Source organism: Vibrio sp. 1180_3 (assembly GCF_029478545.1).
In the GTDB taxonomy this organism is placed as follows: Bacteria; Pseudomonadota; Gammaproteobacteria; order Enterobacterales; family Vibrionaceae; genus Vibrio; species Vibrio aestuarianus.
The window spans coordinates 338,217-360,894 of record NZ_SJFM01000001.1; the positions used below are offsets into that span (position 1 = coordinate 338,217).

Consider the following 22,678-nt stretch of genomic DNA (forward strand, 5'->3'; position numbering starts at 1 on the left):
GCAGTTTTAACGACAGAATTTACAAGGGTTGGCGATTTGCCAACCCTTTTGCTTTGTAGCAAGTAATAACTTTAAGGTTCCAACAACACCATTTTGCTTTTTGCCAAATCAGGTAGGTGGCCTTTTAAGCCTAATGCTCTCTTCATAATCTCGTCTTTTGCTCCGGGAAGTTGGCCAGCTAAACGCATCCCAATACCTCGAATCAATTTCTTCGCTGGGTTGTCACCTTCGAACAAATCTTTAAAACCTTGCATCGCTGCTATCATTTTCGCCGCTTCCGCTTTACGCCAACGCTCATAGCTACGTAGATTACTCTTAGTCCCCACATCTTCACCTTTAGACCAAAGTGCAAGCACTTCTTGAGCTAAACTGGCGGCATCTAATAATCCGAGGTTAACGCCCTGCCCCGCAAGTGGGTGAATGGTATGTGCAGCATCACCAACCAACGCAATACGCTCAAGAGCAAAGTCTCTTGCATAACGCATTTTTAGTGGGAACGCCGCTCGCTCTCCAACCACTTCACATAGACCTAAACGGTGATCAAACTCTGCAGTTAGCATCTTATTGAACTCATGCTCCGACAGATGTACCAAGCGTTCTGCGCGACTTGGTTCCGTTGACCAAACAATAGAGCTCATGTGAGGATCATTCATCGGTAAGAATGCCAAAGGACCTTGCGGTGTAAAGATTTGTCTTGCCGTTGATTGGTGAGGCTCACTTGTGCGAATGTTAGCAACAACCGCACTATGCCCATAATCCCAGTGAGTCAGAGGAATATCCTGCTGCTGACGAACCCAAGAATTCGCACCATCAGCTCCGACAACCAGCTTCGCCGTCAATGATTGCCCATTATCTAATGTCAACCAAGCCTCACTTTCACCGACAGCCAAAGATTGACATTTTGTTGGCATGTATAGCGTCACATTAGCCTGCTTTTTCACTTGCTCTAGCAGCGCTAACTGAATCACTCTGTTTTCGACAATATGTCCTAAGTCTGGTTGAGTCAGTTGGTTAGCACTAAATTCAATGCGTGCAAAACTGTCACGCTCCCATACTTCCATCGCAGAATAAGGAGCAGCACGGCGCTGCAAAATACCCGACCATGCATCAAGATTACGCAAAATCATTTCGCTAGAACGACTTAAAGCTGACACTCGTACATCGGGTAGTTCGTTAAGCTCACCATTGGGGACATTACCCTCGATCACGGCAATACGAAGATCGCTATGCTTAAAGGCGGCCGCTAATGCTAAGCCGACCATTCCACCACCAACAATCGCAATATCAACGCTTTGCATCATATTCAAACCTTTTTATCGATTAACCACGCCGAGTGTACGACGCAGCAGAGGCATTTTTAGCCACGGTAAATTATCCATCAGCGCCAGTCCTACATTTCGACCAATGCGAGTCGCTAACCAATCATTAGAAAACAGATGCACCAGTGATGAGGTCAAGGTAATCGTCACTAATCTGTCTTGCTCGCGGCGCTGTTTAAAAGCATGTAAACCACTATACTCCCCCACATCACTCAATTGCTTGACCAGTTCATCGGCCAAACTGACTACATCTCGAATGCCTAAATTAAAACCTTGCCCTGCGATAGGATGTAAGGTTTGAGCCGCATTACCAACAATAGCAAAACGATGCGATATATTTTGCTCTCGGTAGCGTAATATTAATGGGTAACTGGCACGAGCACCCACTTTATTCATTTTACCTAAACGCCAACCAAACGCTTGTTGAAGCTGCAATAAAAAAGCGTCATCGCTTAAGCTGAGTATCTGTTGTGCTTTTTCTGGTGGTAAACACCACACTAAAGAGAGGCGATTATCACTCATGGGTAACAGTGCAACAGGGCCATCTGCTGTAAAACGTTCGAAAGCTCGTCCCTGATGCGGTTGCTGAGTCAGTACATTGGCAATAACAGCAACTTGCTCAAAATCATGCTCACGTAGAGCTACCCCCACCTGTTCACAACAAGTGGAAATAGCGCCGTCTGCCGCAACCAGTAATTTCGCCGCTATGTTTTGCCCATCAGACAATGTTACTACTACGCTTTTCTCACTGCGTTCAACTTGCAGAACTGATTGGGGACAAAACAATTCAATGTTTGAACATTGCGCTATTTGCTGGGCATAAATCAGCCCGACATCAGCTAATTCAACCACATAACCCAACGCATCTAAACCCAATTGATGATGAGTTATATCCGTCATTCCCGCATGAGTACGATCTGACACGTGAATGTGTTCAATGGCGGTTGCTACCTTTTGTAGCGAATTCCATAAACTTAGGCGCTGTAGAATTTGCACCGTACCATACGACAAAGCAATGCAACGAGAATCAAAGCCTGGGTGAGCTTCACTATCGGCTTGATACGCTTCAACTACAGCAATGGTTAACTGACCTTGAGACAGGCGATCTAGCGCCAAAGCAAGTGTTGCACCAGCCATTGCGCCACCCGCAATAATCACATCAAATTGCTTCACAACAACCTCACATTAATGAATAGTTGGCTTAGTTTCTTGTACTGGTTTAATGCCAAATTCCGCATGAATGATCAGTACGCAAGCTTTGATGTGTTCGATCACTTGTTCCAATAGCTGGGCTTGCTCATTTAAATCGTCATCTTCATCAATGCCCAACTTGGCGATTTCTTCTAAATCCGCTAATGCTTCTTTAGATTCTACAGATGCTTTTTTTAACGCCGTGCCCACCAATCCTAACCCAGAGATGAAGTGGTTCACCCAATCTGCGACGCCATCGGCTAAATCAAATAAGCTAGCCCCTGCCTCATCATCTGGTAGCAACAAAGAGAGTTCGATATCTGAACCTGTGATTTCATTTTTGGTGATTTCAAGCGTTTGCTCAGCAAGTGTCAATGCGCGATCCGGCCAACCCATACCATCATTGGTATAATCAAAAATCAAAGGCTGCCAGCTTTTGTCACTGAGGCTTAAGCCACCCGCAAGCATACCAGCGAGTAACCCGTGTAATTCAGCTGGGTTTACTGCAAGTGCCGCCGATTGAAGTTCAGTGGCAAAGGAAAGATAAGTTGGCAGTGTTTTTTCGCTCATGAGTGACTCATTCTAAAATCAAATAAACTTGATCCTACCACTTCGCTCCAACTGCGAAAATGCTCAAAGCACCAATTGTGAGTAGCTTTTGTTCAATTTGTCCAATTACTGTGTTTTTAGTCCCTCATTTTTATCGCTCTTGTCTGAAAAGCTTGAATCTTAGTGACGCTTTACCTATAGTTTCCACCTCGATGGTCATGTGAGTAGCACCATCTTAGACAGCGCGAAAAGAGTTCATCCATCATGAGTAATCAAGCGGTAGACGTAGAAATTTTAGGAAAATTGACTCGTGTTAATTGTCCATCAGGACAAGAGCAGTCATTGATCCAAGCGGCTCAAGATCTTGATAATCGATTGAAAGAGATGGCAGAGCGTACTAAGGTTACTAATGAAGTAAAACTACTGACCATTGCTGCATTGAATATTTGCTATGAGCTACAAACCAAGCAAAATGAAAGTGCAGGCAAACAGAATCAATTAACCGAGCGTATGGAAAAGCTCGCCGCATCATTAGATGATGTACTTAGTAAAGTAAAGCACGGACAGCAGTAGCATTACAGTAAAAACCAAATTTACCCTAGAGTGTTCGTCAGGCGGATTTAAGTCCCTGAGCCGATAAGCAACACCAAAGGGTTAGTATTTGGTAACTATTGAGCAAGCTCGGCTCGTACCGAGAAGCCTACGGTTATCATTGCTGATCCGCCTTGAACCAGCTGGTTCAAGGGCCAAAATCCTCAACGGCACTCCGGGGTATTCCTATGCAACTTTCTCGTCAAACCATTAGAAAAAACATTCGCCAACAACGTAACCAATTATCATCGACTCAACAGCATAACGCTGGGCTTGATCTTGTTACTCAATTTTCTGCGTTAGATGAACTATCGACTAGCCAACATATTGCCTTATATCTAGCAAGCGATGGTGAGTTAGACACTCAACCACTCATAGAATGGCTATGGCAACAAGGCAAATACACTTACCTTCCCGTTTTACACCCGTTCTCTGCCGGCCACTTACTGTTTCTTCATTATGACGCCAATACACCAATGGCAACCAATAAGTACGGTATCGCCGAACCCAGACTCAATCAGACTTTGGTCCTTCCAGTAAATCAACTCGATATCATCTGTACACCACTGGTCGCTTTTGATAAACAAGGTCAGCGACTCGGTATGGGCGGTGGATATTATGATCGAACTCTAGAGACGTGGTTTAAAACTGGAATAGGAGCACAACCGATTGGACTGGCCCACGATTGTCAATATGTTGAAAGCCTCCCAAGCCAAGCGTGGGATATCCCTTTACCTAAAATAGTGACCCCGAGCCGAATCTGGCAATGGGAATCGTAAATTATTGAGGCTATAATCGCGCCCGCTAAGACACGTTACCCCATTAATCGATATCAGGAGATTGGCATGACTCAAGATGAAATGAAAAAAGCCGCCGGCTGGGCTGCTCTAAAATACGTAGAAAAAGGCAGCATTGTTGGTGTCGGTACAGGCTCAACTGTGAATCACTTCATCGATGCATTAGGCTCAATTAAAGATAATATTAAAGGTGCCGTATCAAGCTCTATCGCCTCAACAGAAAAACTGAAAGGCTTAGGTATTGAAGTATTTGACTGCAATGATGTAATTAAACTTGATGTTTATGTCGATGGTGCTGATGAAATCAACCCAACCCGCGATATGATCAAAGGTGGTGGCGCAGCACTGACTCGTGAAAAAATCGTTGCGGCAATTGCCGATAAATTCATTTGTATTGTTGATGGTACAAAAGCGGTCGATTTCTTAGGCAAATTTCCATTACCTGTCGAAGTGATCCCAATGGCTCGTTCTTATGTTGCTCGTGAGCTCGTCAAGCTTGGTGGTGACCCAGAATATCGCCACGGTGTCGTCACCGATAACGGCAACGTTATTTTAGATGTGCATGGCCTAAAAATTACTGATGCAAAAGCACTGGAAGATAAAATCAACGGCATTGCTGGAGTAGTCACCGTTGGTTTATTTGCTCACCGAGGTGCAGATGTGGTCATTACCGGTACTGCAGAAGGTGCAAAAATCGAGGAGTAACGCACATAATAGCGAAACTTTCCGTTATTTGATTACAAACGGCACCATTAGGTGCCGTTTTTCGTGGCTATCTTGCAGAAAATTATTCCTTATTCCGTAATTTTCTTACCCAAAACAAAAAAAGTTTGTTACTTTATTGTTCAGAAGACGCACAGGGAAACGTTTGTCTTCCAACAAAATGGTTAATCATCCTCTTTATTTAACTTTTTTGCTCTATGTGCGCCGCATTTGCCCACCTTTCCATTTTAAGGACGAGAATAATGGCCAAAGTTTCACTGGAAAAAGAAAAAATTAAGATTCTACTTCTTGAAGGACTTCACCCTTCTTCAGTTGAAGTACTGCAATCAGCCGGCTACACCAATATCGAATACCATAAAGGCTCTCTGGATGATGCTGAACTGCTGGAAGCGGTAAAAGATGCGCATTTCATCGGTATTCGTTCCCGCACAAATTTGACGGAAAAAGTCATTAATGCCGCAGAGAAATTGGTGGCTATTGGCTGTTTTTGTATTGGTACTAACCAAGTAAATCTTGACGCAGCAGCAAAACGCGGTATTCCAGTATTCAACGCACCATTCTCAAACACGCGCAGTGTCGCAGAACTTGTTCTCGGCCAAGTATTACTTCTGTTGCGTGGCATTCCTGAAAAAAATGCGCTGGCTCACCGTGGTATCTGGAAAAAAAGTGCCGATAATTCTTACGAAGCACGTGGTAAACGCTTGGGCATCATCGGTTACGGCCATATCGGTACCCAACTGGGTATCATTGCTGAGAACTTGGGGATGCGAGTCTATTTCTACGACATCGAAAATAAGCTATCACTCGGCAATGCGACACAAGTTCACACCATGAGTGAGCTATTGAATAAATGTGATGTCATTTCATTGCATGTACCAGAGACTCCGGACACCAAAAACATGATGGGCAAAGAGGAGTTTGCACGCATGAAGCCTGGAGCCATTTTTATCAATGCGGCTCGTGGAACTGTGGTTGATATTCCAGCATTATGCGAATCTTTAGAGTCTGGTCATTTGTCTGGTGCGGCGGTTGACGTATTCCCAGAAGAGCCGGGAACCAATTCAGATCCGTTTGAAACACCATTGATGAAATTTGATAATGTTATTCTGACTCCTCATGTTGGTGGCTCAACACAAGAAGCACAAGAAAACATCGGTATTGAAGTTGCTGGCAAGTTAGCGAAATATTCAGATAACGGTTCAACACTGTCGAGCGTTAACTTCCCTGAAGTATCATTGCCAATTCATCGTAACAGTTCACGCTTACTGCACATCCATGAAAACCGCCCTGGTATTCTGACACAAATTAACACCATCTTTGCCGAAGAAGGGATTAACATTGCTGGTCAATATCTACAAACATCTGCAGAGATCGGTTATGTGGTTATCGATGTAGAAACGGCACGCTCAGAAGAAGCATTAGCGAAACTAAAAAGCATTGCAGGAACAATTCGCGCGCGTATTCTTCACTAATCCGCACGTTGACAACATTCGCTACCTTTAAAGAGGATGGCGAATGTGGGTAAAAGTAAAGAGGCCACAATTGTGGCCTCTTTCATTGCCGATTGTTAATCAATCACGCTTTAAGTGCTCGCTCTCCGCGAGCAATGCCAACCACGCCACTACGCGCTACTTCGATAACATCAGTTACTTCAGATAAGGCCTGAATAAAAGCGTCTAATTTCTCGCTCGTTCCAGTCAATTGAACGGTATATTGTGATGCTGTGACATCAATAATCTGACCACGGAAAATATCAGCGGTACGTTTCACTTCGGCACGAGCAAAACCACTCGCTTTCACTTTAACCATCATTAACTCACGTTCAATATGCTCGAGCTCAGAAACCTCTTGCACTTTAAGCACATCAATCAACTTATGCAGTTGCTTTTGGATCTGCTCAAGTTGCATTTCAGTGCTCTTGGTTGTGATATTTAAGCGCGATAGCGTTTCATCATCCGTTGGCGATACGGTAAGTGATTCAATGTTATAGCCACGTTGAGAGAATAGACCAACAACACGAGACAACGCTCCTGGTTGGTTTTCCAATAATAGTGAAATAATATGTCTCATATTAGGTTCTCTCCGTTTTGCTTAACCACATTTTATCCATCCCTTCGCCTTTAATTTGCATTGGGTACACGTGCTCAGTTTCATCCACATTGATATCAACAAACACCAATCGATCTTTCATATCGAGCGCTTTTTTGAGGCCCGCTTCCAGTTCATCTGGTGTTGAAATGCGAATTCCGACGTGTCCATAGGCTTCCGCAATGGCAGCAAAATCCGGTACAGAACTCATATAAGAATTAGAGTGACGGCCTTGATAAATGATGTCTTGCCACTGTTTTACCATGCCAAGAAAACGGTTGTTGAGGTTGATAATTTTAACTGGGATATCGTATTGCAATGCTGTCGACAGCTCTTGAATGTTCATCTGAATACTGCCATCACCGGTAACAACAACGACCTCTTCCTCTGGCATAGCGAATTTAACACCCATGCCCGCAGGTAAACCAAAACCCATCGTGCCTAAACCACCAGAATTTATCCATCGGCGCGGCTTATTGAATGGATAATACAGTGCCGCAAACATCTGGTGCTGACCGACATCCGATGCGACATACGCATCACCATTAGTTAGTTTATGTAAGGTTTCAATAACCTGCTGCGGTTTAATCCGTTCACTAGAAGTTTCATAAGTAAGGCATTGACGATCACGCCACACTTGGATCTCTTGCCACCATTGTTCGAGCGCTTGCTCATCATTGGTGCCGCCTTGTTCCACCAGCAAATTGAGCATGGTTTCTAATACTTGATCAGCTGAACCAACTATCGGTAGATCAACCGGAACGTTTTTAGAGATTGACGATGGATCAATATCGATGTGCATGATCTTCGCATTAGGGCAATATTTCTCAAGGTTATTAGTGGTACGGTCATCAAAACGTACCCCTACACCAAAAATTAAATCAGCGTTATGCATAGCCATATTTGCTTCATACATGCCATGCATACCAAGCATACCTAACGCATTTTTATGAGTTCCTGGGAAAGCACCTAACCCCATTAATGTACTAACAACAGGTAAATTTAGTGTTTCTGCTAGTTTTAAAATGTATTGATCCGCCCCTGAAATAACAGCACCACCACCAATATATAACACTGGTTTTTTTGCTTCTAATAATGCTTTCAACGCTTTTTTTATCTGCCCTTTATGACCAGACATTGTTGGGTTATAGGAGCGTAACTTGATTGATTCAGGGTAAGCGTATGAAAGCTTGATCTGCGGGTTCATCACATCTTTAGGTAAATCAATCACAACAGGACCAGGGCGCCCTGTGGATGCGATGTAAAAAGCTTTTTTAATCGTTTCAGGAATATCTTCTGCTTTTTTGACCAAAAAACTGTGTTTTACGATAGGTCGAGAGACACCAACAATGTCACATTCTTGAAAAGCATCGTTACCAATCAGGTTATTTGGCACGTTGCCAGAGATAACGATCATTGGGATGGAATCCATATAGGCAGTAGCAATACCTGTAACGGTATTGGTTGCTCCAGGTCCAGAGCAAACTAACACAACACCAGCTTTTCCTGTTGCGCGTGCATAGCCATCAGCCATATGAGTCGCAGCCTGTTCATGGCGAACCAGTACGTGCTTGATTTGGTCGGTTTTGGCGTGCAGTGCGTCGTAGATATCAAGAACGGAACCGCCAGGGTAGCCGAATATTTGTTCTACACCTTCTTCGATCAGAGATTGAACCACCATCTCTGCACCAGATAACATCTTTTCTTCCGATAACATTGCCATCTTTTCTCCTTACCAGTTGCCATTCACATGGTCAGTGAATTGGTCTGGTTTTACATAGTCTAGGGCTTATTCGTAGCCTAATTCGAAAACTTTCCACTTTCGGCTATGTCTTGCTCTTGTCATAACAAAAAACAAGGTAACGCAACAACTTTAACCCTTTCTTATCATCGGGTCTAACGTTCAATAGCGCACATTTCGGAGAATATCAGGTTGCAAGGGCCAAATTCAGATAACTATCTCGACCAAACACCAAAAATCAGTTCAATAATAATAAAATAAAACAAAATAAAGCGTTAAATTTCTCAACCAACACTACTGAACATCAAAAAAATGAGTAGATTAAAGGAATCGAATCCTCTATCCATACCATTAAAACAAAAAAATCCCCCACAAAATAGAAGACCTATCAATATGGAGGATTTTTAAACAACTGAATATTTATCTTAGATAAAATTAATCGCGTTTCGACTTTTCTTTGTACATTTCTTCAATTTCATCTTGATAGCGATCATTAATCACTTTCCTACGCAATTTCTGCGTTGGAGTCAGTTCACCTTTGTCCATTGAGAAAGCTTTTGGTAATAATTTGAACTTCTTCACTTGCTCAAACTTAGCCAGCTCTTTTTGTAAATCATTGACGCGCTTTTCTAGCATCTCAACCACTTGGTTGTTTTTAATCAGCTCAAGTCGGTCATGATATTTGATGTTTAGCTCTTTCGCATACTCTTCCAAACTGTCATAGCAAGGAACGATCAAGGCCGAGACAAACTTACGCGTATCAGCAATGACTGCAATTTGTTCGATAAAATGATCTTTACCAATAGCGCCTTCAATCACCTGAGGTGCAATGTATTTACCGCCAGAGGTTTTCATTAACTCTTTAATACGGTCAGTAATAAACAGATTCCCTTGTTCATCAATATGCCCTGCATCACCCGTTTTCAAAAAGCCTTGCTCATCAAACGACAGTGCGGTTTCTTCTGGCATCTTATAATAGCCACGCATCACCATCGGACCGCGTACCAATATTTCGTTATTTTCACCAATTTTGACTTGCGCACCAGGCATCGACATGCCGATTGAATCAGGGTTGAAACATTTATCATCCCAACACGATACCGTAGCCGTTGTTTCCGTCATTCCATAGCCAAGTTTTACGTTGATGCCTATCGCATGGAAAAATCGCCCAATCGTTTCATCTAACTTAGCACCACCACATGGCATAAAGTTAATATTTCCGCCAAGCAAAGCGCGTAATTTTGATAACACAAGTTTATCCGCAAGGGCGTAGCTTTTCTTAAGGAGCAACGAAGGTTGACTATTTTCTTGATGACATAACGCCATCTTCGCCCCCATATTCACCGCCCATGTGAAAAGTACTTTTCGAATCAAAGGCGCTTTTGATACTTTTTCATGAATAGCTGAAAATATTTTTTCGTAGAAGCGCGGTACTGCGCACATAACGGTTGGCTTTATCTCGCCCAAAGCATCACGTACCTGCATGGTATCTTGTAAATAGCAGTTAGTTGCGCCGCTATACAGAATATAAAAAGTCCAAGCACGTTCAAAAACATGTGACAAAGGTAAGAAACACAGTGAAACATCATCGCTAGAGATATTTAGCCTCTCATCATGTCCCTCAAGCTGAGCTGCAATATTAGCGTAATCAAGCATCACACCTTTCGGCTGCCCAGTTGTGCCAGAGGTATAGATAAGTGTCAGTAAATCATCCATATTGAGCTGCTCAAGGCGAGCGTCTAATTCAGCTTGCAGCTCCTCTGTCGACGATTCAATAAAAGAGTGCCAATAAGTTGCAGAGGCAAACCCTTTAAGATCAATATTATCACTCATGGCGATAATCAATTCGAGCTGTTCACACTCGTCAAAAAAGCTCATCGCTGCATCGTATTGTTCCTGTTCACCAACGAACAGCACTTTTACATCAGCATCTTGCACAATATAGCTAGCTTGATCAGCGGTATTGGTTGGGTAAATAGGAACGGTTACCGCTCTAAGCTGTAACGAAGCAATATCCGCAATGGTCCATTGCGGCATGTTGTTAGAAAAAATCCCGATCTTATCTTGGATTTTTATCCCTTGAGATAACAGTGCAAGCGACATCGCGTCAATACGTTGTCCAAATTCCTTCCAACTAATCCCGTGCCACTCTTTATCTATTTTGTGTTTTAGAGCAACGCGATCACAGCCTTTAGCTATCTGTTCACGGATTCGTTTTACGATATGAAAATTTAAATTGGGCATCATTTTTACCTATGGCTTACACATGTAAGCTTTTTGAGCGCACAAGTGTACATTTGAAAGCGAAAAAGGCAACTGACGGATGTCAAAGTTATCAATTAATTCTCTATATAAAAAAGCCTTGAACTAGCATTTCTAGTTCAAGGCTAAAGAGACGTCAGGCTAGTATCAGCAAGCCACTAAGTTTATACAGTAAGCCTAGTTTAATGCGACAACTTCACCACAAATCATCATCAATTGATCTCGTAACCAAATGTGACCTTTGTCTTTTTCGCTTGATTCATGCCAGCTCAGATAGCCACTGATTTGCCCATTTTCAAATGGGAAGTCTAGAATTTGTAGCTGATCGCGATTAGCTGCATTTTCTACCATCCAACGAGGAGCAATCGTTACCAATTCTGACTGACCAACCACGTACAGAACATTACTTAAGCTTGTACCTTCATAATACGGCACACAGTCTAGTTCACGATAAGCTTGTTCAGAGAAGCTACGTTGACCATGAACTCGAGATAATTTGGCATGCTTTTCGTTAAGCAGTGTTTCAGGAGTAACCAAACCATCAATGCGTGGGTGAGATTTTGCAGCGACCACAACTAATTCATCTTGGAAAATTTCGGTACTTGAGAAACCTTGCTCATCAAAGCGAGCATAATCAATCACGAAATCAATTTCTTGATAACGCATACGCTCAGCTAATAAACGGTCAAATTCCGCATCAAGATGAAGTTGTACTGATGGTGCCTGCTCATGCACTGAAGACATTATTCTTGGAGCAAAACGCATATCACAAGGGCTGCAAATCGCCAGTTTGAATAAACGAGTCGAAGTTTCTGGAGAAAACACAGAGCTTGGAAGCTCATTACGAATAAGTTGTAGTGCTTGGCGAATCGGACCAAACAACTGACGAGCACGTTGTGTCGGTTGGATACCTCGACCTTGGCGCATGAACAACTCATCATTAAACATCACTTTTAAACGTGCAACAGCGTTACTTACTGCTGGTTGAGACATACCCAAGTTGTGGGCTGCACGAGTAATATTCTGTTCTTGCATTACTGCATCAAAAACAGTCAGCAGGTTTAGATCCACACCACGTAATGTGCTTTCCATGCGGTAACTAGCAATAGCGCTCATTGCATCTTTTTTATCTAACATTTGGGGACGCCTCTTGTTGTTATCGTCAACATAGTCAAAGTTAATATCTTAGAAATAGATAACCTGTGATTGTTATACATACCCAGCAATGACTGGGCCGGAGGCTACTATCTGCTAAGCATTTATCGATTAGCAACAAGATTGATAAAATATCAGTTTTTTTTATCCATGCTTAAAGATTCCCTTTATTAATCAGTATGATGTGTTTTTATAAAAAAGCGTAAAACACATAAATTTATACGTTTTACCAAATGCATTGAGCACACTTATTAATTGGCTTCCACACTTGACGTTTATTCATAGGGTTGATTGATTGCGGTTTAAAATCAGAATCGTGGTCAATATTAGCTAAATTTAACATAGGTGGGAAAATCGACTTGTCGCCATAACAATTGACTCAAGTCATGATGATTATCCCACTGCCCTTGTTGTACCCATTCGACAATCGCTTTAGCAACATCAGGATAAGTCACTCGCTCAACCTGCTTTTCATCTAACCAATCGCGTAATGCCGAGGGGTCCAGAAAATCCATTGATGATGCAAGTCCTAGATTCTCAAGTGTCGCAACATTGCTTTGTTGTTCAAACTGACCAGTTAGTGGTTTAAGCAATAGTTTTTTGCCAATAGAAAGTGCTTCCGAAGGCAATTCAAAACCCCCATTGGCAATAACACCATCGCAACGATGTAGATGAGATTGAAAACCTTGATGGCACAGTGGACGTAGCTCTACATTTTCAATATGGCACTCTTCAACCACTAATGGGTGATAACACACAAATGCTTGTTTTGAAAAACGACACAGCAGTTCAAGCATGTCATCAACATTTTCAAAGGGAAGATAGACTAAAATAAAATGCTCGTTAGATGTATGTTGCTCTGAACGATAAACAATAGGAGGAAGGATCGGTTGGTCAAAATGATACCAATGCAACCCGAGATAGTAATCAGCAGGTGCAAAGCGTCCAATGATCGTCTTATCCAACCAACTCGCCCCTTTGATTGGTACTTGATGACGAAAAGCATTTTGATGGCTTATGCCTATACACGGTATACCTTGCCGTTTCGCTGCCCATGCTGAAATCGGTTCAAAATCATTAATTACTAAATCATACGCTGAAAGGTCTAACTGGCGGACCTCATTGTAGAATGTCATCAAATTATTATTGAGTGCCGTTTTAACATAGTTGACTTGTCCTTGCTCTGTTTCAAAAGTAAAACCACGCCGGGTTTGATAATCACCAAAGCTCTCCATCGAAAAATATTTTGCCTTATCTCGACCAGAAAAAAGAAATTGCACTTCAATATCTGTCTGTTTAAACGCTTCACTCATTACTCGAGAGCGAGCAATATGGCCATTTCCTGTACCTTGCACTCCATACAAAATTTTCAAACCGTTCTCTCCACCAGCCATAAAGCAATATGCACACTACTCACACCAAGCAACGCACCAATCACGATATCAGTTAGAAAATGAACCCCAAGTAAAATGCGAGATGCGCCAATTAAGCATGCCCAAGTGATTGCGAAATCGTAGCTATGGGGATAATAGTGACCAATTAAAATCGCGATAACAAAACCCGCCGCAGTGTGACCTGATGGCAAACTGTAGCGGTCTGAGGGGGTAATAAATGCAGTAAAAGATGAGGAAAATTCTTCAGGTCGACGGCGTTGAAAGCTATTTTTTAGCGCCCAATAAATGGGAAGTTCAATTGCAAACGCAATTAAACCGGCAATCAGGAAGAAAGATCCGTGGATAGGATCTAACCACCATGCAATTCCTCCCAGCACAGCATATAAATGTCCATCTCCAGTATGGGAGATAGCTTTACTAAGCTGCGCCACAGGTTGGCTAAAACGATGTTGTAAGCAAAATAGCGAAAACGCTACGTCAAACTTAATGATCTGTCCGATGGCACGCATAAGTGACTCCTGTCATTTAATAAACGTCGTACGCTCTAAACGTAAAAGTTTAAAATGACAAATACGTGATCATTTGTTTGAAAATGAATGAATTTACATTACTCCCTCTAGCCCTTCCATTCACAAAAGAGCTAGAGATACACTTTATCGATTTTATCGATAAGGCTTAAAAATGTTGGTGTTTCTTAACCAAGCCCCAATCTGCTAAAACTGCGTACGCTGCAGGTACCATAAACAGAACCAGTAACGTTGAGGCAAAAATACCAAACACAATAGAGATAACCAGCGGCTGAATAACTTGCGCTTGCAAACTCGTTTCCGAAAGCAAAGGCAGCAGCCCAGCTGCAGTTGTGATAGAGGTTAGAAATACCGCGCGAAACCGTTCTCGGCTCGCCTTAACCACAGCATCATGTACTGATTCACCCTCATCAACATGGTGACGAATGTATTGCACTAACAAAATGGAATCATTCACGACTATCCCTGCCAATGAAACAAAGCCCATAATGCTCGGCATGCTGAGTGAGTGACCAAGTAATAAGTGCCCCCAAACCACGCCAATAAAGGCCAGTGGAATAGCCGTCATCACGACCACTGGCTCTAAATAACTGCGAAACTGATAGCTGAGAATCGCAAACACACCAAATAACCCGATCAAGAACCCTTTGCCCATTGAACTGCCGGTCTTAGCGGTGTCTTTGGCTTCACCCTCAAAATCAAAACGCAAACCTGGGTATTTAGTGATTAAGCGCGGCGCTTCGTCACGCTGAAATTGCGCAATAATTGCCGATGAGCTGGCTTTACTGTTTTCCACATCACCAAAAACGCTGATCGTTCTTAGACCATCCACTCGTTGAATGCGCACATAATTACGTTGAAATTGCAGTGTCGCAATCGATGCTAAAGGAAGTTGGCTACCATCTGGCATAATGATAGGAAAATTGGCCAACTGCTGAAGTTCGGCCGCCTCTAGCTTATCTAAACGCACTTCGATGGTGATATTTTCTACCCCTAGCTGTATTTCATCAGCGCTTTGCCCAAAGAACGCGGCTCGTAATTGCCCTGCGATCATTTGCCCATTCACGCCATAACTTTCAGCGCCTGGCAGCAATTTCACTAAGATCTCTTCTTTACCCATACGCATATCGTCAAGTACACCATGCACTCCATCAAATTGATTCAGGTATTGTTGAATATCTAAAGATGCCGCTTTTAGTGCAGCTAAATCATCATGCTTCGCACGGATTTCAATTGCTCTTCCTCCCGGTCCCATGGTCGGCTGTTTGTAAACCATTGAAATAGGATCCGCGAGCTCCCCTACATCTTGCCGCCAAGCATCAATAAATTGATCAATTAAGGTATTACGACTTTCAGCACCAAGTAAATCAAGCCTCACTGTCGCAAGGTGTGGTCCGGATTCATTTGCATCACGGTTTACATTAAATTGAGTGGTAATATGCTCAACAAGATTAGTGCCATTTTCTACTTTTGCACTCCACTCGTGGTTGAGTCGCTGAGCTGAATCAACCACTTTTGCCACTACTTTTTCTGTTTGGCTCAATGAAGATCCTGGGGGCAAAATAATCCGTACTTCTGCGATATCACCATCCATTTCAGGGAAAGGCTGAAACTTCACTACCCCACCGACAATCAATGCAACCGAAGCAAGCAGCAAAGCAAATACCGCACCTAGAAAGGCGTAACGAAATTGGATAACTTTTTCGACAGCGTTCACCAAGGTGGTGTTACGGAACCGTTCAAAATGCTCCAGTAGCAACACTTTAAATTTGAATACTTGGTGCTTTTTACGTTCCTTTTTTAAGGAGTGAGAAAGGTGATTGGGTAAGATAAGAAAAGCTTCAACCAAACTCAGTGAAAGCACTAAAATTAATACTTGCGGCACGGCTTTCAACACAGCGCCCATTTCACCATCGAGAAATAACAGGCTGCCAAAAATACAAACAGTGGTCAAAAATGAGGATAATATTCCGGGCAACACTTTATTGACGCCATTAATAACTGCCTCATCCACTTTTTGCCCTCGCTCTAGGTGAGCAGCAATCGATTCAGCAATCACAATTGCATCATCCATCATGATGCCGATCGCCATTAACAGCCCAACCAGTGACATGATGTTGATTGACAAACCAAGGTTTGCCATTAGAAATAACCCACCAAGAAAGGCAACAGGTAGACCAGCTGCAACCCAAAATGAATAGCGAAAGCTAAAGAATAACCACATAGTGGCAAAAACTAGCACAATCCCCTGCCAGCCATTACGCACCATCATCGTCAGGCGATCCCACAACACGGATGAGAGATCATTCGTCATCTCTAAGCTGACACCATCAGGAGCAAGTTGGCGTTGATCCTCAATAAATTGGCTCACCCGCTCTTTGATGCGCAGTGCATCATCTTCTTTATTTTTACTGATCTTGAGCAACGCTGAGGCTTTACCATCAAACAGCACTTTTTGCTCATCAAGTTCAAAGCGATCGGTAATAATTGCAATATCTTTCAGTCGGATCATAGACCCATTATTGCCTGCGCCAATAATAATGCTTTCGAGCTCATGGGGTGTGACACGACGTTCATCAAAACGAATCAGAAAATTTTTGTCCTGAGTTTCGATATTTCCACTGGGTAATTTAACGTTTTGCTTGCCAATTTGAGCGGCAATATCACCCACGCTCAACCCTAATTGACGAATGGCCTGAGTATTAAGTTCGACTCGATATTGGTGGTCAGAAAAGCCACTAACTGAAACCAGTGAGACGCCATAATCAAGCTTCAACGTGCGCTTTAGTTTTTCTGCATAAGCTTTCAGCTCTGGCCAAGTGGTGTTGGCTGTAATCGCGACGTCGACAACGGGCTCATTCCAATCTAACTCCTGGACGACTGGCAATTCAATTTCGGTTGGAAAATCGTTAATCGAATTAATCTGTGTCTGCACATCAACCAGCATGCGACCAATATCAGCTTTCTCATTCAACTTAAGAATCAAACGCGCAGAACCTTCAACCGCTTCACAGCGGGTTTCTTCGATATTCGCTAGCCCATCGACCGCATCTTCCATTCGCATGCATAGACTTTCTTCGACTTCCTGTGGTGAAGCACCAGGGTAGACGATACCTGCGGTAATATAATGGGGGTCAAACTCAGGGAAGGTTTCCCGTTTAATGCTCGGCAACGACACAAAACCAATTAACAGCAATGACATCATCAATAAATTGGCGGCCGTTGGGTGGCGAGCGAAGAATCGAATCATGAGGTGCTCTCCTCAGTCTCAGATTCACGTAACAACATACCTTCAATCGCAGGTAAAAGATCGTTTAAGATCAGGCGCTGACCTTGCTCAAGATCACCGTCAATAATCACTTGATTATCGCGGCGATAAAGCACTTTAACAGGTTTGATTTGTAGGCGTTGTTCTTGATCTTTAATATAAATTTTATCGCCGTGCAATGCTCGCTCTGGAATAACCCAGCTTGGATTTTCTTGCCCTTCGATCTCAGCTTTGACAAACATACCATTGACTAAAGGAGGCTGAGTTGAGGGTTGCAAGTCGCGATAATCTTGCGTCACCTCCAAAATCACTCCGGCCGTTGCTTGGCTAGGATCAACAGTCTCACTTACTCGCGCCACTTTGGCAGGCCAACGAGCACGCAAGTTACCGCTGTTCAGTTCAATATGCGCATTGATAAAACTCATATCCAGCTGAGGAATACCCGATTCATCACGGCTGAATTCGCCAATGCTAGCCGCTAAAGTCTGCAAATCATGAATAGACAAATGCGCTTCCACTTCCATGATATCCATACCATGAGCTACAACCATCGTCTGTTGCATATTGATCACTTGATTCTGTTCAACTTCAACTTCAGCCACCCGCATTGTTTCAGGCAAAATAATACGGGTCTTTTCTAACAAGCGCTGCGCCTCTTCCAATTTTGATTGATTCACTTTGATCACCGCTTGCGCAACTCTCTTTTCATCAGGCATCAGCGATATCTGATTCTCAATTTCTTGGACCACTTTCTGTTGTGAGAGTGTGGTTTGAGTCTGTTGATCAAGATCAGACTGAGAAGTTAAACCACGTTTGATTAAATTCTGTTTTCTCTCCAATTCTTTACGGCTAATGTCTAGGCGATTTTTCTCAATCTGCAAAGTTTGTTTTAAATTCCGCTCTTCTTGATTCAGCTTCGACAACGAGGTTTTACTGGATTGAAGGTCGGCCTCGGCTTGAGTCAACTTCAACTCATAATCGAGAGGATCAATACGTAAAATTTCGGTATTTTGAGCCAACACTTGTCCCTTTTCGAGTTTTGGATGTCTGTACACCACTTTGCCCGAAACTTCAGCAATCGCCTTCCATTCAACTTTTGGGGAAACCCTACCAAAACCAATCGCCAACGGTGCCACCGCTTTCAACTCTAAAGGTACAGTTTCAACTAAACGTGCACGATCAATCGCTGGTTTTACTGGTAAGTCAGGACGCAGATTGATAGCCAAAACCAAAATAACAACACCAACAGCGAAAGCAGGAAAGAAAAGGAGTTTGCGGTTAATGTTCATCATTAATCCTTAGATGGTGTGGGTAGAATAAACCCTTGCGCCATAAGTAAAATATTATGTTCATACAAGCGGTTAATGAAATCATCGGTTAACTCAATACCATGTATAGCAAGCAATGCTGGCGGAGCAATAAAGGGAAAGACCATCAGACTAATCAGCGACATTCGGCACAATTGTGGGTCAACATCAGGTCGAATAACACCTTGCTGCATCAGTTTTTCAAATATCACGTCTAGCATTGGTTTAGCGACATCTAAGAAAACTTTCTCCATCAACTTACGTTGAGTGTCTGAAGGGGACATATGCATAACTTGCGAAACTAAACGCGGAAACTGTGGAGTTTTGATCATTTGATGAAAAAAGGTTCTCATTAATTCAGTCAGATTTTTATGGCTACTCTTTGCAACCAAAGTTCGCATTTTCTGCTGCATCGGCATCAAGGTCTCACGCAGCATAGTTTCAAATAACCCAGCCTTACTACCAAAATAGTATCGAATCATCGCCACATTCACTTCTGCTTTCTGTGCCACTAAACGTGTTGATACTTTGTCATATGGCATCACCACAAACAGCTCTCTAGCATGTTGAATTAATGCTTCTCGTGTTTGTGTTTTTTCATTGGGCCGCCCGACTTTTCTTGGTGTATCTGCCATATATCAATATCCTAGATATTAATCATTCGATTAATTATAGAGCGATGTATTTTGAATCAGTACTTTTATTATTAATCACTATTTCATCAAGTGATTAATTTATACTTTCACCTCGTTTTGATGAAAACTGATCCGATATGCATAAAAAAACAACTTAATGGTTGACGTGTTAGGTCGAGTACGGTACTAATTTGTTAACTTAATTTTGTGGAATGTTAACTATGACATTTTGTTTTTCTAACCTGCTGGGCCTGCTCCTTATCGTGAACCATTCGCGCGGGTAGGTTGTGGAAGAAAAACACCACACAAGATTACAAAAAACCCGCACTGAGATGCGGGTTTTTTTATAACTATATTCGGGAAGTAAACGATTAACTATCGGTACGAGGGAGCAAACATGAACGATCAAGTCATTATATTCGACACCACATTGCGAGATGGCGAACAAGCATTGTCAGCAAGTCTAACCGTTAAAGAAAAACTGCAAATTGCTTACGCACTCGAACGCTTAGGTGTCGATGTAATTGAGGCGGGATTTCCTGTTTCATCTCCTGGTGATTTTGAATCAGTACAAACCATTGCAAAACATATTAAGAATAGCCGAATCTGTGCACTTTCACGAGCAGTAGCCAAAGACATTGATGCCGCTGCCGAAGCCTTAAAAGTTGCCGACGCTTTTCGTATTCATACTTTTATTTCAACTTCAACAATCCACGTACAGGATAAACTTCGACGTAGTTATGATGATGTAGTTGAAATGGCGGTAAATGCGGTAAAACATGCTCGTAATTACACCGATGATGTTGAGTTTTCTTGTGAAGATGCGGGCCGTACACCTATTGATAATTTATGTCGAATGGTAGAAGCCGCGATTGATGCCGGAGCACGCACTATCAATATTCCAGACACGGTTGGCTATACCGTACCGAGTGAATTTGGCGGCATCATTCAAACTCTATTTAATCGCGTACCGAACATCGATAAAGCCATCATTTCGGTACATTGTCATGACGATTTAGGAATGTCAGTTGCAAACTCCATTGCAGCGGTACAAGCCGGCGCACGTCAAGTCGAAGGCACCATCAATGGCATCGGCGAACGTGCAGGTAACTGCTCTCTTGAAGAGATCGCGATGATCATCAAAACACGTCAGGAGTTATTGGGCGTACATACTGGGCTTAAATATGACGAGATCCACCGCACCAGTAAATTGGTCAGCCAGCTTTGCAACATGCCAATTCAAAGCAACAAAGCCATTGTCGGTGCCAACGCTTTTAGCCACTCATCGGGCATTCACCAAGATGGCATGCTAAAAAATAAAAATACTTATGAAATCATGACACCGGAATCCATCGGTCTAAAAAATCAGGCACTAAATCTAACTAGCCGCAGTGGCCGAGCCGCCGTTAAGAGCCATATGGACAGCATGGGCTACAACGAGAACGAATACAATTTGAACGCATTGTATGAAGATTTCTTGAAGTTAGCCGACCGAAAAGGACAAGTATTTGACTACGATTTAGAAGCATTGATGCACTTCTCTAATCTGCGTGATGAAGATGATTTTTATAAGTTAAATTATTTGAGTGTCCAATCTGGTAGTGTCATGGCAACCACCAGTATTAAACTACTTTGTGGCGATGAAGAAAAATGCGAAGCCGCCGTCGGCAATGGTCCTGTCGATGCTCTATATCAATGTATTTACCGCCTAACCGGTTATGACATTGTGTTGGATAAATTCGACCTTACCGCCAAAGGCGAAGGCGAAGATGGCCTTGGTCAAGCTGATATTATTGCCAACTATAAAGGGCGTAAATATCACGGTACTGGCGTTTCAACGGATATTGTAGAAGCATCAGGACAAGCGCTATTACACGTTATCAATAGCATTCATCGCGCAGACCAAATTGCAGAAATTAAGCAAAAGAAAGTCGCAACCGTTTAAAGTCCCTAGAAACAGAGCCTAAATCGGTTTAGGCTCTGTTTAGGAACCCCAAATATTAAAATAGTAAAGGATTCACATGACAGACAAAACGTACAAAATTGCCGTTCTAGCCGGGGATGGGATCGGGCCTGAAGTAATGCAACAGGCTAATAAAGTATTAGATGCTATTGAAAAAAAACATGGTATTCGCTTTGCTCGTGAAGAGCATGATGTCGGTGGGATTGCCATCGATAACCATGGCTGCCCATTACCAGAAAGTACGGTTAAAGGCTGTGAAGAAGCGGATGCCGTATTATTCGGTTCAGTCGGAGGCCCTAAATGGGAACATTTACCACCCAACGATCAACCTGAACGTGGTGCCCTTCTTCCTCTGCGGAAACATTTCCAGCTATTTTGTAACTTACGTCCAGCACAGATCCATTCTGGTTTAGAAGATTTCTCACCACTACGCGCTGATATCTCGGCTCGTGGGTTTGATATTGTCGTCGTCCGTGAACTCACTGGTGGGATCTACTTCGGTCAGCCTAAAGGTCGTGAAGGTGAAGGAGCAAATGAAAAAGCATTTGATACTGAAGTGTACCATCGCTACGAAATCGAACGTATCGCCAAAATTGCTTTTGAATCAGCACGCCTACGTCGCAAGAAAGTATGCTCGGTAGATAAAGCAAACGTACTACAAAGTTCTATTTTATGGCGTGAAGTCGTTGAAGGCATTGCCAAAGATTACCCAGATGTGGAGCTTTCACACATTTATATTGATAATGCGACAATGCAGCTAATTAAAGACCCATCTCAATTTGATGTCATGCTGTGTTCAAACATTTTTGGTGACATAATTTCAGATGAATGTGCAATGATCACTGGCTCAATGGGCATGCTGCCATCCGCAAGTCTAAATGAGAGCAACTTTGGTTTATACGAACCTGCAGGTGGCAGTGCGCCAGATATCGCTGGTAAAAACATCGCAAACCCAGTGGCTCAAATCTTATCGGCAGCCCTCATGCTTCGCTATAGTTTGGGCGAAGAAGACGCTGCGCAAGATATCGAGAATGCAGTGTCTAAAGCTCTATCAGCAGGAGAGCTAACTGCCGATCTCTCTGGCGGTAAACCAGCGCTTTCGACTTCAGAAATGGGCGATAAGATTGCCACGTATATTTTAAATTCATAATTGGTAGTTCTAGGCTGT

At 42.8% G+C, this 22,678-nt stretch carries 18 protein-coding genes and 1 other RNA gene; 7 read left to right on the forward strand and 12 right to left on the reverse strand.

The genetic code is table 11. The features are described from left to right. Positions 1-71: 71 nt before the first annotated feature. The 3 genes from EYW48_RS01500 to EYW48_RS01510 are packed head-to-tail and all read right to left on the reverse strand — an operon-like array spanning position 72 to position 3,080. On the reverse strand, positions 72-1,301 hold the full coding sequence (locus EYW48_RS01500; RefSeq protein WP_053310720.1) for an FAD-dependent 2-octaprenylphenol hydroxylase: 1,230 nt from the start codon (positions 1,299-1,301) through the stop codon (positions 72-74). Between the two features lie 12 nt (positions 1,302-1,313). Next, positions 1,314-2,492, reverse strand: a complete 1,179-nt coding sequence (ubiH, locus tag EYW48_RS01505; RefSeq protein WP_274673954.1) for a 2-octaprenyl-6-methoxyphenyl hydroxylase — start codon at positions 2,490-2,492, stop codon at positions 1,314-1,316. A gap of 12 nt (positions 2,493-2,504) precedes the next feature. Next, positions 2,505-3,080 (reverse strand): YecA family protein, encoded by a 576-nt coding sequence (locus EYW48_RS01510; protein ID WP_176245425.1) that lies wholly within the window; start codon positions 3,078-3,080, stop codon positions 2,505-2,507. Positions 3,081-3,323: 243 nt separating this feature from the next. Here EYW48_RS01510 and EYW48_RS01515 point away from each other — a divergent pair, with 243 nt between their 5' ends. From EYW48_RS01515 to serA, 5 genes are all read left to right on the forward strand, one after another. Further along, positions 3,324-3,632 (forward strand): cell division protein ZapA, encoded by a 309-nt coding sequence (locus EYW48_RS01515; RefSeq protein WP_053310717.1) that lies wholly within the window; start codon positions 3,324-3,326, stop codon positions 3,630-3,632. A gap of 19 nt (positions 3,633-3,651) precedes the next feature. Next, positions 3,652-3,836: non-coding RNA, 6S RNA (gene ssrS, locus EYW48_RS01520), on the forward strand. A 2-nt stretch (positions 3,837-3,838) separates the two neighbouring features. Beyond that, the gene (locus EYW48_RS01525; protein ID WP_261917365.1) at positions 3,839-4,429 is read left to right on the forward strand and encodes a 5-formyltetrahydrofolate cyclo-ligase; all 591 of its coding nucleotides are present in this window, start codon (positions 3,839-3,841) and stop codon (positions 4,427-4,429) included. A gap of 66 nt (positions 4,430-4,495) precedes the next feature. After that, positions 4,496-5,152 (forward strand): ribose-5-phosphate isomerase RpiA, encoded by a 657-nt coding sequence (gene rpiA, locus EYW48_RS01530; RefSeq protein ID WP_261917364.1) that lies wholly within the window; start codon positions 4,496-4,498, stop codon positions 5,150-5,152. 260 nt (positions 5,153-5,412) lie between these two features. Then, entirely contained in the window at positions 5,413-6,642 is a 1,230-nt protein-coding gene (gene serA, locus EYW48_RS01535) for a phosphoglycerate dehydrogenase (RefSeq protein ID WP_053310714.1), read from the forward strand. Between the two features lie 103 nt (positions 6,643-6,745). On the opposite strand, the gene ilvN is transcribed toward serA, so the two are convergent. The 9 genes from ilvN to EYW48_RS01580 form a co-directional block, all read right to left on the reverse strand. Continuing rightward, positions 6,746-7,240: an acetolactate synthase small subunit gene (ilvN, locus tag EYW48_RS01540; RefSeq protein WP_053310713.1), complete on the reverse strand. Its 495-nt coding sequence runs from the start codon at positions 7,238-7,240 to the stop codon at positions 6,746-6,748. 1 nt (position 7,241) lies between these two features. After that, positions 7,242-8,981 (reverse strand): acetolactate synthase 3 large subunit, encoded by a 1,740-nt coding sequence (locus EYW48_RS01545; protein WP_277431783.1) that lies wholly within the window; start codon positions 8,979-8,981, stop codon positions 7,242-7,244. Positions 8,982-9,434: 453 nt separating this feature from the next. Then, positions 9,435-11,243 carry a long-chain fatty acid--CoA ligase gene (locus EYW48_RS01550; protein ID WP_277431784.1) on the reverse strand — a complete coding sequence of 603 codons (1,809 nt, stop codon included), beginning with the start codon at positions 11,241-11,243 and terminating at the stop codon, positions 9,435-9,437. Between the two features lie 195 nt (positions 11,244-11,438). Beyond that, entirely contained in the window at positions 11,439-12,398 is a 960-nt protein-coding gene (gene leuO, locus EYW48_RS01555) for a transcriptional regulator LeuO (RefSeq protein WP_053310710.1), read from the reverse strand. 344 nt (positions 12,399-12,742) lie between these two features. Further along, positions 12,743-13,789 carry an MJ1255/VC2487 family glycosyltransferase gene (locus EYW48_RS01560; RefSeq protein ID WP_338062561.1) on the reverse strand — a complete coding sequence of 349 codons (1,047 nt, stop codon included), beginning with the start codon at positions 13,787-13,789 and terminating at the stop codon, positions 12,743-12,745. Beyond that, positions 13,786-14,319, reverse strand: a complete 534-nt coding sequence (locus EYW48_RS01565; RefSeq protein WP_277431785.1) for a phosphatase PAP2 family protein — start codon at positions 14,317-14,319, stop codon at positions 13,786-13,788. The genes EYW48_RS01560 and EYW48_RS01565 overlap by 4 nt, the downstream gene beginning before the upstream one ends. Positions 14,320-14,485: 166 nt before the next feature. After that, positions 14,486-17,587 carry an efflux RND transporter permease subunit gene (locus EYW48_RS01570; RefSeq protein WP_277431786.1) on the reverse strand — a complete coding sequence of 1,034 codons (3,102 nt, stop codon included), beginning with the start codon at positions 17,585-17,587 and terminating at the stop codon, positions 14,486-14,488. After that, the gene (locus tag EYW48_RS01575) at positions 17,584-18,894 is read right to left on the reverse strand and encodes an HlyD family secretion protein (RefSeq protein WP_277431787.1); all 1,311 of its coding nucleotides are present in this window, start codon (positions 18,892-18,894) and stop codon (positions 17,584-17,586) included. Before EYW48_RS01575 ends, EYW48_RS01570 begins: the two co-directional genes overlap by 4 nt. Before the next feature lie 2 nt (positions 18,895-18,896). Further along, positions 18,897-19,547: a TetR family transcriptional regulator gene (locus EYW48_RS01580; protein ID WP_277431788.1), complete on the reverse strand. Its 651-nt coding sequence runs from the start codon at positions 19,545-19,547 to the stop codon at positions 18,897-18,899. Between the two features lie 397 nt (positions 19,548-19,944). Here EYW48_RS01580 and leuA point away from each other — a divergent pair, with 397 nt between their 5' ends. Beyond that, positions 19,945-21,492: a 2-isopropylmalate synthase gene (gene leuA / locus EYW48_RS01585; protein ID WP_053310704.1), complete on the forward strand. Its 1,548-nt coding sequence runs from the start codon at positions 19,945-19,947 to the stop codon at positions 21,490-21,492. A gap of 76 nt (positions 21,493-21,568) precedes the next feature. Beyond that, complete coding sequence (gene leuB, locus EYW48_RS01590) at positions 21,569-22,660, forward strand: 3-isopropylmalate dehydrogenase (RefSeq protein ID WP_053310703.1); 1,092 nt, start codon at positions 21,569-21,571, stop codon at positions 22,658-22,660. Positions 22,661-22,678 lie beyond the last annotated feature (18 nt).